This is a genomic window from Arsukibacterium ikkense (genome assembly GCF_000987775.1).
GTDB classification, from domain to species: domain Bacteria; phylum Pseudomonadota; class Gammaproteobacteria; order Enterobacterales; family Alteromonadaceae; genus Alishewanella; species Alishewanella ikkense.
Genome location: NZ_LAHO01000002.1, coordinates 122,900 through 135,558 on the forward strand (window position 1 = coordinate 122,900; position 12,659 = coordinate 135,558).

10 protein-coding genes are annotated in these 12,659 nt (G+C 49.0%); 5 read left to right on the forward strand and 5 right to left on the reverse strand.

Annotation, left to right across the window (positions count from 1 at the left end; all coding sequences use genetic code 11):
* Positions 1 to 22 precede the first annotated feature (22 nt).
* Complete coding sequence (gene smrB, locus WG68_RS02555; protein ID WP_046556091.1) at positions 23 to 583, forward strand: endonuclease SmrB; 561 nt, start codon at positions 23 to 25, stop codon at positions 581 to 583.
* A gap of 28 nt (positions 584 to 611) precedes the next feature.
* Here smrB and sixA read toward each other — a convergent pair whose 3' ends face one another.
* Positions 612 to 1,100, reverse strand: coding sequence for a phosphohistidine phosphatase SixA (gene sixA / locus WG68_RS02560; protein WP_046556092.1), 489 nt, complete (start codon positions 1,098 to 1,100; stop codon positions 612 to 614).
* A gap of 204 nt (positions 1,101 to 1,304) precedes the next feature.
* Between sixA and WG68_RS02570 the strand changes: the two genes are divergently transcribed.
* The gene (locus WG68_RS02570; protein WP_046556094.1) at positions 1,305 to 4,073 is read left to right on the forward strand and encodes an insulinase family protein; all 2,769 of its coding nucleotides are present in this window, start codon (positions 1,305 to 1,307) and stop codon (positions 4,071 to 4,073) included.
* Positions 4,074 to 4,224: 151 nt separating this feature from the next.
* On the forward strand, positions 4,225 to 6,375 hold the full coding sequence (locus tag WG68_RS02575; RefSeq protein WP_235357652.1) for a putative bifunctional diguanylate cyclase/phosphodiesterase: 2,151 nt from the start codon (positions 4,225 to 4,227) through the stop codon (positions 6,373 to 6,375).
* Positions 6,376 to 6,403: 28 nt separating this feature from the next.
* Here the strand turns inward: WG68_RS02575 and maoP are convergent, their stop codons facing one another.
* Positions 6,404 to 6,751 carry a DUF413 domain-containing protein gene (gene maoP, locus WG68_RS02580; RefSeq protein ID WP_046556095.1) on the reverse strand — a complete coding sequence of 116 codons (348 nt, stop codon included), beginning with the start codon at positions 6,749 to 6,751 and terminating at the stop codon, positions 6,404 to 6,406.
* A gap of 129 nt (positions 6,752 to 6,880) precedes the next feature.
* Between maoP and hdfR the strand changes: the two genes are divergently transcribed.
* Entirely contained in the window at positions 6,881 to 7,741 is an 861-nt protein-coding gene (gene hdfR / locus WG68_RS02585; RefSeq protein WP_046556096.1) for an HTH-type transcriptional regulator HdfR, read from the forward strand.
* 11 nt (positions 7,742 to 7,752) lie between these two features.
* On the opposite strand, the gene WG68_RS02590 is transcribed toward hdfR, so the two are convergent.
* From WG68_RS02590 to fadI, 3 genes are all read right to left on the reverse strand, one after another.
* A complete protein-coding gene (locus tag WG68_RS02590) occupies positions 7,753 to 7,950 on the reverse strand; it encodes a hypothetical protein (protein WP_046556097.1) in 198 nt (65 codons plus the stop codon).
* 91 nt (positions 7,951 to 8,041) lie between these two features.
* Positions 8,042 to 10,183 (reverse strand): fatty acid oxidation complex subunit alpha FadJ, encoded by a 2,142-nt coding sequence (fadJ, locus tag WG68_RS02595; protein WP_046556098.1) that lies wholly within the window; start codon positions 10,181 to 10,183, stop codon positions 8,042 to 8,044.
* Complete coding sequence (gene fadI, locus WG68_RS02600) at positions 10,183 to 11,493, reverse strand: acetyl-CoA C-acyltransferase FadI (RefSeq protein WP_046556099.1); 1,311 nt, start codon at positions 11,491 to 11,493, stop codon at positions 10,183 to 10,185. Before fadI ends, fadJ begins: the two co-directional genes overlap by 1 nt.
* A 210-nt stretch (positions 11,494 to 11,703) precedes the next feature.
* Between fadI and WG68_RS02605 the strand changes: the two genes are divergently transcribed.
* Positions 11,704 to 12,657, forward strand: coding sequence for an AAA family ATPase (locus WG68_RS02605; RefSeq protein WP_046556100.1), 954 nt, complete (start codon positions 11,704 to 11,706; stop codon positions 12,655 to 12,657).
* The last annotated feature ends 2 nt before the right edge of the window (positions 12,658 to 12,659 follow it).

A 12,659-nucleotide genomic window follows, 5' to 3' on the forward strand; every position in this document is an offset into this window, starting at 1 on the left:
GCAGATTGTATAGACTTGCGCGATGCAGCGAAAGAAGCTTTCTCATCAAGTCAGGGTATCTACCGAAGACAGCGAACTGTTTCGCCAGTCGGTGACTGGCGCGCGCCCGCTTATGCAAGACAAGATAGCCCCTGTCAGTAAACCCGGCAAGAAAAAAGCCCGACAGGCAGTAAATTTGTCGCAAAACGAGCAGCAGTTGTTCTTTTTTTCTGATGGCTATGAAGGCTTTGTCAGCAATAGTGCGTCATTATCTTATGTGCAACCCGGTGATGATCCGCACCTGGCTGGCCGCCTGAAACGCGCCGAGTTTCAACCGCAAGTCGTATTGGATTTACACGGTTTAACCCAGCAGCAGGCCAAAACTGAGCTGGCCGGCTTGCTGGCCTATTGCCAGCAGCAGCAATTTAATTGCGCCTGTGTAATACATGGTAAAGGGCTGGGCATTCTGGCACGCAAGGTACCCAATTGGTTAATCCAACATCCCAATGTCCGGGCCTTTCATACGGCTCCGAAAAGTTGGGGTAAACATGGCGCGCTGTTATTGCTGTTAAAAATTAATCAGCCTGAACTGGCATTACGTTAATAAGCCTGCCTTAACGCAACGTTGCTGCTCAGTGCGACATAAACAGCACATCCTGCGGCGATACCTGTTCCAGCAATCGGCCTCCTCTGACTGGCTGATAATCAATGCAACACAGCCCGGCAGTACTGAATACCGGTGTTTGATCAGGTTTTGTCAGCGCGGCAATCAGGAAGCTAACCAGCGGCATATGTGAAACCAATAAAATTCTGGCATCAGGCTGTTCGCTCAGTCTGGCATCAATAGCATCGAGTACAAGTTGTGGGTTACCATCAGGAACCAGCTCAGGCTGAATCATCAGCTGACATTCACTACCCTGTTTGGCAAGCATAAAGTCTGCCGTCTGGCGGGCCCGCTGATACGGGCTGCACCATACCCAGTTAAAGCGACTGTAACAATTATGCAGCCACTGCGCCATTTGCTGAGCTTCCTGCTTACCTCTGGCCGTCAATTGCCGCTGACTATCTTGCCTGGTCATTGGCTCTGCTTCGCCATGGCGCATTACTACAATGTTTACCATTTTTTTGCTACCGTACTACTGAGTCTGTGTGTTTATGTTTGCCTGTGTTAAAAAGCATACGCTGGGCAAAAATTGTGCGCTATGATAAATAAAGTCTGGCGTCAGCGTAACTGCTATTAACGCATAACGCAGTGTCTGTTTATTACTAAATGCTATGAAAAACCGGCTAATTTGCAGTACTACCTTACCCAAATAGGATAATTCTTGGAAAAAGTACATATAAAGCAAAGCCCCAACGATAACAGAGCTTATCAACACCTGACACTGGACAATGGTCTTACGGTATTACTGGTGCACGATAATAGCGCCGAAAAAAGTGCCGCGGCACTGACAATCAATGTGGGGCACTTCGATGATCCGGCGGATTATCAGGGTATGGCGCATTTTTTAGAGCATATGTTGTTTCTCGGCTCGCGTGATTATCCGGACCCTGGTGGCTATCAGCAGTTTATCAGCCAGTACGGTGGTAGCCATAATGCCTGGACAGGCACTGAACACAGCCATTTTTATTTTGATATTGATACCCCTCAACTGCAAAATGCCCTGGCGCGTTTTGCAGACATGTTTTGCCAACCGCTGTTTGCCGCGGCCTATGTCGAAAAAGAACGCCATGCCATCGAAGCCGAGTTTTCGTTAAAACTCAAAGATGACAGCCGGCGCATTTATCAGGTACATAAAGAAACCATTAACCCGGCGCATCCTTTTGCGAAGTTTTCGGTTGGCAACCTGAACACCCTGAACGATAAACCCGACCAGACTCTGCGGGCGGCGTTAACAGATTTTTATCAGCAACAGTACAGCGCCAGCAGAATGAGTTTATGCCTGGTGTCGTCATGCAACCTGGCAGACATGTCGCTGTGGGTTCAGCAGTATTTTGCTACCTTGCCCGCAGAGCTGCCGGCAAAGGCGCCTTTAACGGTTCCGCTATATCTGGCCGAACATCAGGCGATTGTCCTGCATATCAAACCCCATAAAGATTCAGATAAACTGGTAGCCAGTTTTGCCTTACCCGATATCCAACCTTGGTACCCGCATAAAATTGTTAGCTTTCTGGCATCCATACTGGGTGATGAAAGTGAAGGCTCGCTGCTAAGCTATCTTAAAAATGCCGGCTTAGTAAATCAGCTCAGTGCCGGCGGCGGCATAGATGGCAGTAATTACAAAGACTTTACCATTTCTTTTGAGCTAACCCGGACAGGTAAAGCCAACACCCAGTCGATTATTTGCGCATTGTACCGCGCCCTGGCCCGGATAAAACAACAGCCGCTGCCACAAGCCTTATTTTTTGAACGGCAAAAATTACTGCATTGGTCGTTTATTTATCAGGAGCCCACTGATGCGCTGCAAACTGCCAGTCAGTTATCGGTGAATTTGCAACACTACCCGGTGCAGGACACCATTTTTGGTGACTACCGGATGGAACTGCCCTCAGAAGCGCTATACCAGCAGCTGCTAAGTTGGTTCACGCCAAGTAATATGCGCCTGATGCTGATATCACCCGATGTACCGGTAACCCGTGAAGCCAGGTGGTATGGTACGCCTTATTCCGTAACGAAAATCAGCGACCAGCAATTACAACAATGGCAAGCTATTGAGCCTGATGCTGGCATTACTCTGCCAGCCACCAATCCTTACCTGACTGAGCAATTGCATTTACTTGACAAGCATCTGCATATGGCAGTGCCAGAACAGTATTTTAATAGTAAAGAGTTAAGTATCTGGTACAAAGCAGATACCGAGTTCAATACGCCCAAAGGCCATGTTTTTCTACAGTTGAGCTTGCCTCAGAGTATCGCTGACAATCAGCAACTCGCTGCCAGCCGGCTCTGGCTGGAGTTATTTCAAGACCACATTAATCAGCAATTTTATGCCGCTACCACCGCCGGGCTGAGCTATAACCTACATGTGCAAAAACAAGGGATCAGTATTCATACCTCCGGCCTGGCTGCCAATCAGATTCAATTGCTGCAGGATATTCTGCAGCATATCAACCAGATTGATTTCAGTGAATTACGTTTTGATGAAATTAAACAACAGCTTTGCCGGCACTGGGCCAACAGCAGCAAAAGTAAACCGGTTGCCCGTTTGTTCAGCCAGTTATCGGCAGTATTGCAACCGTTAAACCCGGAGATTGAAGTATTAGTTCAACAACTGGAGCAACTTAACTTTGTCCAGTTTTGTCAGTTTTCCAGCCAACTATTAACTGACGCCCATTTGGAAGCGCTAATGGTAGGAAACTGGACCACAGGTAATGCCGATCAGCTGCAAAAAATGCTGCAACACTGGCAAAGCCAGCAAAGTAGCCACGGCAGTAAAATCCCAGTAAAAACCAATAGCATTAAAGGTGTTGGCCCGGTATGGCTCGAAGTTAACACCGATAGCAGCGATCATGCGCTGGTCGTTTATCTGGCGGCGCAGCAGGCTACAGCAGCGAATATGGCCTTGTTTATGCTGGCTAATCATGTGATATCACCACATTACTTTCATCAATTACGCACCGAGCAACAAATGGGTTATCTGGTGGGCACGGGTTATGTACCCATTAACACCCTGCCCGGTATCGCTTTTTATGTTCAATCACCAAATTTTGATTGTGTTCAGTTGTATCAGGCTACTGTCAGCTTTTTTCAAACGTTTTTAACGCAAATTGAGCAAATGGCCGACGCGGATTTCTTTGAACTGAAACAAGGACTGACCGCTCAGCTCGCTGAGCGTGACAGCACCCTGGGTGCCCGAGCCAAAAGACTTTGGCTGGCGCTGGGGCAGGATGATATCCGCTTTGATTTAACCCACAGAATTATTCAGGCACTGCATGCACTGGATAAACAACATTTTACTGAGTTACTCAGCCAATTGTTGGCCAATGATTATGATATGTTGTTACTGGCTTCAGGCCCCAACACTGAAAAAAATCATATCATCCAAAGGACAACAGCGCAGTTACGCCAAATCATCACCCAAAACGCAAATTGATTTTGACAGTCTGCATAAACTTGGTTAACTTAAGCTAAATAATAATAAAATGTTGTAATTTGTGCTGAATAAGGGTCGCCACTCCTTTAAAATAGTCACTTTGTTATTGGCTGGACAATCGTTCGGCCTTTCTGCTTTAAGTTGGAACAGCGTGCAACCTTACTTATTTTCTGTGGTGTTACTCTTTGCCTGTGCGGCGTTACTACTGGCTCATGCCAGTATTGCCAAAATGCGACGTTATCATAAACGGCTGGCCAAAAGTGAAGAGCGCTTGCGTTTGTCATTATGGGGCAGCGGTGATGAGCTCTGGGATTGGCGAATTGAATCAGGAGAGCTATACCGCTCCAGCTCCTGGCTAAAGCCGGTTGAACTTAAACCCGAAACCCGCGATTTCCCCCCGAATAAGCAGCAAATTCATCCACAAGATTTGGCCCGGGTCGTTAACCTGCTGCACGAACACCTGAATGGTGGCAGTGCGTTTTTCGAAGCTACTTACCGGCTGCGTACTGCAGAGGGAAGTTATATCTGGGTACTGGATCGAGGTAAAATCGTCGCTTATGCCAGTAATGGCAACCCCAGCCGCATGACAGGCACCCTGAAAAACATTCATCAACTGAAAGAAGCCGAAGGCCGGATGCAGTTATTCGCCCGCTGTCTGGAGAATATTTCAGATGCGGTACTCGTCTGTGACACCCAGTTTTGTATTATTGAAGTTAACCCTGCATTCAACAGTATTACCGGTAAAAACCGTACTGCAGTCATTAATAGCCGGTTTGAATTGTCGCTGTATCCCAGCCGCTTTATGCATGAAATTCAGTTGCAACTGGCGAAACATGGCCGCTGGAGCGGCGAAATTCGTGAACAAAAAGAGAGCGGTGAAGTGTATCAGGCTGAGCTGGCCTTTGATGTCATTAAAGATGAAGAAGGCAATCCGCAGCAGTATGTCGGCGTGTTGTCTGATATTACTGAACGTAAGCTGCGCGAAGCTGAACTGAGCCGTCTGGCGAATAACGACACCCTGACTGGCTTACCCAACCGGGCCGTGTTTATGGTGAAATTGGCCAGTCTGGTCACGCACGATGCCGTCCATGCCTTGCTGGTATTTGACTTAGATAACTTTAAAAAAATTAACGACTCGCTGGGGCATGAACTTGGCGACAACTTGTTGTGTAAATTAGCACAACGGTTGCATACCGATCCCCGCTACCAGAATAAATTATATCGCCTGGGCGGTGATGAGTTTGCCGTATTACTGAATGATACTAACGATATTCACAATATTACACTGATGGCCAAAGGGCTGCTGGAGCAGATTAACCGGCCATTTTTTATCAGTCAGCATGAACTGGCCGTTACCAGCAGTATTGGCATAGTACTGTTTCCCGATGACGGCAATGACCCGCAGGCCCTGCTGCGCAATGCCGACACTGCCATGTACCATGCAAAAAACAATGGTGCTAACCGCTACCTGTTTTTTAATGACAGCATGAACAAACAAGCCGTAAAGCGCCTGCAGGTAGAAAACCTGATCCGTTATGGCTTAAAAGAAGATTACTTCAGTGTCTTTTATCAACCGAAAATGGATATTCTCACCGGTAATTTGGTAGGTATGGAAGCGCTGGTGCGGTTTATTACCCCCAAGGGGGGCCTGGTTAGTCCGGCCAGCTTTATCCCAATCGCAGAGGAAACAGGCCAAATAGTTGAGATTGGCGCCGTGGTGTTGCGTAAGGCCTGTGAAGATGTGAAAAGATGGCTGGCTCTGGGTTTGTTTCAGGGAAGAGTGGCCGTTAACCTGTCAGCCAAACAATTTATGCTGCCTAATTTATGTCAGCAAATTGACGACGTATTGGAACAGTGTGAACTCCCCTCTTACCATCTGGAATTGGAAATCACCGAAGGGACTGTTATGCAGTCGCCAAAGCTGGCCATTGATACCATGAAAAAATTACGGGCACGTGGTATTCATCTGGCGATGGATGACTTCGGCACCGGTTACTCTTCGCTGGCTTATTTAAAACAATTTCCGCTGAACACCCTGAAAATTGATAAAGCGTTTATTGACGATATGGACAATGCCCGTGGCCGCAATATGGTGGATACTATCGTCACCATTGCCCACAACCTGAGCTTAAATGTGGTAGCAGAAGGGGTGGAAACGAAAGACCAGTTAGATATGTTGCGCAAGCTGCGCTGCGAGACGATTCAGGGTTTTTACTACAGTAAACCCCTGTCAGCAGTCGATTTTGCCGAGTTTCTGCTGGCACACAAACAACACACCCGGTTAAGCGTAATTCCAGGTTAACGGCCATAAAAAAAGCCCCGCAGGGCTTTTAATCGGTGTCTGTTTCGACGTAAGAAAAATCGTCGGCACCGTCGGCAATGCGCTTTTTACCAAACACCGTATGAAATTTGCGTTTTTCGTTTAAGCGCTGTTTGTATTTCAGCCAGGTTTTTTCAAAGGCAGAGCTGGCTTCTGCTTCGCCGCGGCAAACCAGAATAAAACGCTGCTCCTCTTCATTAACCGGTTCACGCGCACCCTGTTCCAGCTGCTGCATGGCGAACCCATGTTTTTCCAGCAGATTACCTTCTGCCAGTGTAAAGCGCCCGGACCGTGTAAAACCACGAGGGAAATTACGGTCATCGAAAAAGCGACGATTAGCGACAAAACTTTGCTGCATCACTTTTTTCCTCTAATGTCGTTGAATATCAAGCCAGCCTGTTTAAACTGTGCGGAGTATGGTTAACAAAATTCCTGTCGTAAAACAAATATTTTTTATTGACACGATAAATTATTTAAAGGATTTACTGTGGATACTGAACTGCTTAAAACCTTTCTGGAAGTGCAGCGCACCCGCCACTTTGGTAAAGCGGCTGAAAATTTGTATTTAACCCAGTCTGCAGTAAGCTTTCGTATCAGGCAACTGGAGCAGCAACTTGGTGTTAACCTGTTTAGTCGTTATCGAAACAATATTCAGCTGACCGCTGCCGGAGAGCGTTTACTACCGCATGCCCAGGCTATGCTTACCGCATTGCAACGGGCCAAGCAGGAAGTGGCGCTGAGCAATAAGCAAGCCCAACAGGTATCCATTGCCGCTACGGCAAATGTATGGGATAGCTTTCTATTACCGGGGTTTATCAGGGTGCAACAACTTTACCCGGAGCTGGCCTGGCGTGCAGAATCGCTGGGGCGGGAGCAAATCAGCAGGTTATTACTGGAACGAAACCTGGACTTAGCCGTGGTATTTGACCCACCCAAAGTAGAAGAAATTCAGGTAGAGAAACTCGACGATATTAAATTGGTGGCCGTTACCAGTGGCCAGCACACCGACGCCGCCCAGGCGATCGCTCAACAATATATTCTGGTTGACTGGGGTACGTCATTTGATATTCAGCATGCCAAACATTTTGCCGACATGCCGCCGCCAATGCTGCGCACAGGTAGCGCAAAAATAGCGTTGGAAATGCTGCTGCAAAGCCCGGCAACGGCTTATCTGCCACAAATAATGGTACAGCCCTTACTGCAGAATAAACGTCTTAGGATGTTAGAGAATGCGCCCTTGATGAACCGGGAGCTGTTTGCCGCAACCTTGCATCAGGCTACTAACGAGCAACTGCTGCAAGCCATCAGCCAGCAGTTGCGCCAGCATATTCGTAGCCTGGCTGCATAATAACCTGCGTCTCAGGGACGGAACAAGCTGCTGTTTTTGCCACGAACTTTACATAACAACAGTCTTTTATGACTGTTAAACAGCGGCAGCAGAAAAGGCCCGGTGAATAAGGCAGCCAACGCCCACTGTAACGCCTGCATACCGCTGCGCAGCGCCGCAATATAGACGCCAACAGCCACCACCAACCAGACAACAGGTACTAATAACACTTACAAACTCCCAGGCCAATACAACATGCAGCTGCCGGCTATTATAGCGCCAGCCGCTGCCATTCGCTGTTAAGTTTTCGTAGTTTTTACGCTACTCAGTGTAAAAACGGCTATTGTGCTCAGCCATTGTCAGTAAACGCTGACAAGGTGCAAACCGCTCACCATGCTCAGCCTGCAGTTGCCGTAAAGTGGCAACCAGATTGGTGACGCCTAAGGTATCGATATAACGGAAAGGCCCACCCAGAAATGGCGGAAAGCCAATACCAAAGATAGCGCCAATATCGCCATCCCGGGCGCAAGCAATCACACCTTCATCCAGACAACGAACCGCTTCATTTAGCATTTGTACCGTACAACGGGCGGCGATGGCCTCACTACTGAGCTTGCCTGCCGGAGTTACCCCTAATACGTTGTATACGCTGTTATCCACCGTTTTAGCGCCTTTTTTGGCGGTCTTGCCATACAGATAAAAACCTTTCTCAGATTTTTTACCTTTGCGGCCATCAGCCAGCAATTTGTCAAAGGCGGCCGGCGCAGCGAAACGTTCACCCAGTTGCTCAGTCAGAATAGGTGAAATTTTTGCACCAACGTCTATCCCCACTTCATCTAACAAGGTGACCGGCCCTACCGGAAAGCCGAATTTAACCAGTGCTCTGTCAATTTTCTCGACCGGCTCACCTGCCAGCAGAATAGTTGCCGCTTCGTTCATATATAACGCCAGAATGCGGTTAACATAAAAACCGGCACCGTCTTTTACCACTATCGGTGTTTTACCTTGTTTACGGGCAAAGGCAACCGTAGTGGCGATAGTCTGGGCAGACGTTTTGTCATGAGCGATCACTTCCACCAGCGGCATTTTGTCTACCGGCGAAAAATAATGCAGGCCAATCACGTTCTCGGGTCGCAAGGCTTTTGCCGCGATTTGGCTGATAGGTAACGAACTGGTATTGCTGGCAAAGATGGTGTGCTCAGCGCAGTGTTGCTCGATATCCGCCACCATTTTTTGCTTTAAGTCTAAATCTTCAAATACCGCTTCTATAACCAGATCAACATCATGAAAGCCACTGTAATCTGTACTGCCGGTTAACAGCAGCAACTGTTTCTGCATTTCCGCTTTACTGATAAAACGGCGCTTAAATTTTTTCTCCAGTAATTTGTAGCTGTATTTAAGCGCATTACTGATGCCCTGTTCATTAATATCTTTGATCCGCACTGGCACCCCGGCTTTGGTACTGCTGACATTGGCGATGCCACCGCCCATCAGCCCACCGCCAAGCACTGCTACTTTATGCACGGGTTTTGGTTGGGTGTCACCAGCGCCCGTTTCTTTTTTCATCTGGGTGGTGGCAAAAAACAGGCTGCGCAGCGCCGCCGACTCTTTCGTCATACAAAGCTGACCAAAGGCTTTTGCTTCCGCTGCAAGCCCGGCAGCGTAGCCACTGTCCAGGCCTTTACGTACTACTTCCAGGATCCGCACCGGTGCCGGATAATTACCCTGCGTTTTCTTTAACGTCTGTTTCAGCGCCTGAGAGAACAACAAATTGCGCCCGGGGGCGGTGTTCTCCAGCAGCTTAGCCAGCAAGCCTTTGTCTTTTGCTGCAGCCTTTGTTTTACCTTGCAGTGCACGTTTTACCGCCGCCTCAAGTAAAATACTGACAGGTACCACTTCGTCAACCAGGCCCGCTTTTTTTGCTGGCACAGCTCGCAGCTGTTTGCCGGTCAGCATCATATCCAGCGCTTTTTGCACCCCAACCAGTCTGGGCAAGCGTTGGGTACCACCACTGCCCGGTAACAAGCCAAGCTGAACTTCAGGCAAACCCAGTACGGTTTTCACTGAATCTGTTGCCACCCGGGCATGACAAGCCATCGCCAGTTCCAGACCGCCACCCAGACAAGGGCCATGAATAGCGGCAACCAGCGGCACGGTTAATTGTTCCAACCGATCAAACATCTGTTGTCCCATGCGGGCAATGTCTTGCGCCTGCTCTGCACTCTGGCAACTATCGAGCATGGAAATATCAGCACCGGCAATAAAGGAGTCCTTTTTACCGCTGATAATCACCACACCTTTCACGCTGCTGTCACTTTGAATGGCATTCAGAATAGCGTCAATTTCGTCGGCAAAAGAGGCCTTCAGCACATTCATGCTTTCGCCTGCAATATCCATGGTGATCACCGCAACCTTGTCGTCACGAATGGCCAGGCTAAAACTACTTGCTTGTTGCTTAGTCATTATTCTGTCTCCACTATCATGGCGGCACCCAGGCCGCCCGCAGCACAGGCGGTTGTTAAGCCGATACCGCCGCCACGCCGTTGTAATTCATTTAACGTTTGCACTATTAGACGGGTACCAGTGGCAGCAAACGGATGGCCGTAGGCCAGTGAACCACCATTAACATTAAATTTAGCCATATCAATCTCACCAATTGCCTGCCCCCGGCCCAGTTTATCTGCAGCAAATTTAGCGCTGGCAAACATTTTAACATTGGCCAGCGCCTGTGCCGCAAAGGCTTCATGCATTTCAATCAGGGTGAGATCATTCAGGCTCATCCCGGCACGGTCCAGGGCAACAGGCGTGGCATAGGAGGGCCCCATCAGCATGTCATCATGCACGCCAATCGCTGCAAACGCATAGCTGCGAACATAACCTAATGGCTTGTACCCCAGGGCTTTAGCACGGCTTTCCGTCATCATTAATACCGCCGAGGCACCATCAGTCAGTGGTGTACTGGTTGCGGCGGTTACCGTGCCATGGTTACGGTCAAATACTGGCCGCAGCTTAGCGTACGACTCCAGCTTCGAGTCCATCCGGATATTATTATCAATGGCCAGATACTTATTATAAGGCTCAACATGCGCCGTCATTACCTCATTCGCCATCAAGCCATTTTGCCAGGCCAGGGCTGCCAGAGTATGAGAACGGTGTGCCATTTCATCCTGAGCTTGCCGGCTGATGCCATGGGTTTTAGCCATCTGCTCAGCGGTATCACCCATCGACAACCCGGTGCTGTATTCAGCCACCGCAGGGGGTACCGGCATCAGATCTTTTAAGCCCAACCGACGTAAGATGCTGAACTTCTGGCCAAAGGTTTTGGCTTTATTCATATCTACCAGGGCACGGGCCAGTTTTTTACTGACCCCGATAGGCAACACAGAACTTGAATCTGCCCCACCGGCAATGGCAATGTCTGTCATACCGGCCATCATTGATTCCACTACACTGGCTACCGACTGAAAACTGGTGGCACAGGCGCGGGTAACACTGTATGCATCGGTATGCACGCCCATGCCCGTGCCCAGCACAATTTCCCTGGCAATATTTGGTGCTTCGGGCATTTGCACAACCTGGCCGTACACCACTTGTTGTACCAGAGAGGCATCAAGCTCGCTGCGAATAAGTAACTCATTTACCACCAGCTTGGCAAGGTCCAGCGCCGAGACACCATGTAACTCGGTCGCTTGCTTAGCAAAAGGCGTACGTAACCCTGAGACAATCGCTATCCGATCACCACTGCGGGTATGAAGTTTAATGGGCGCTGACATAGCTTTCCTCTTAATAATTCGAATGTGTCGACGGCAAAAACAGGTCTGACCTGTAACGTTAAACTGATTGTAGCGACAGTCGCGGCGAATTAAAACACTTGTTTTAATGCAAACTGAACCTTATTTAGGTTATAACGTCATAGCCTAGCTGTTTTTATAGCTAACTGTGCAGAATATAACCAAAACTTTAACCAAAAGACTTATATCATTATGGTAAACGCATTTTCCGCCTTAAAGGCCTATCTCGACAGTCAGGTATTAGGCCAACCTGAGCTTACTGAAGGTATTTTGCTGGCCTTGCTGGCTAATGGTCATTTACTGGTTGAAGGCCCGCCCGGTCTGGCAAAAACCCGGGCAGTAAATGCTTTGGCCCATGGCGTGGAAGCTGAATTTCACCGGGTGCAATTTACCCCGGATTTATTGCCGGCAGATTTAACCGGTACCGATATTTACCGCCCAGAAACCGGCCAGTTTGAGTTTCAGTCCGGCCCCTTGTTTCACCATATTATTCTGGCCGATGAAATTAACCGGGCACCTGCCAAGGTGCAGTCGGCATTGCTGGAAGCCATGGCGGAAAAACAGATTACGGTTGGCCGCACCACCTACAAGCTACCTGAATTATTTCTGGTAATGGCCACCCAGAACCCGTTAGAGCAGGAAGGCACCTATCCACTGCCCGAAGCCCAGCTTGACCGCTTTTTATTGCACCTGAAGGTAGACTACCCCGATGCGGCAACCGAGCGGGAAATTCTCAAACTTACCCGCAACGAGGCCTTGCATAAAGCGCAAAGCCAGCCCGCAGCAATTAGCCAGGCGGATATCTTCAGTGCCCGCCAGGCCATCCTGACACTGCATCTGGCCGATAGTCTGGAAGACTACATTGTACAGTTGATTATGGCCACCCGTAACGGCGGCGCATATAGCAGCAAGTTGCCGGCCTGGATCAACTATGGCGCCAGCCCCAGAGCCACCATTGCCCTGGAACGCTGTGCCCGGGCCAAGGCCTGGCTGGCCGACCGTGACTTTGTCACACCGGATGATATTCAGGCGGTCTTTCACAATGTGCTGCGCCACCGGCTGATCCTGACCTACACCGCGGAAGCTGAGGGGGTAACCACAGACGATGTGCTGACCGAAATCCTGAATTGCGTACCTGTTCCCTGAAG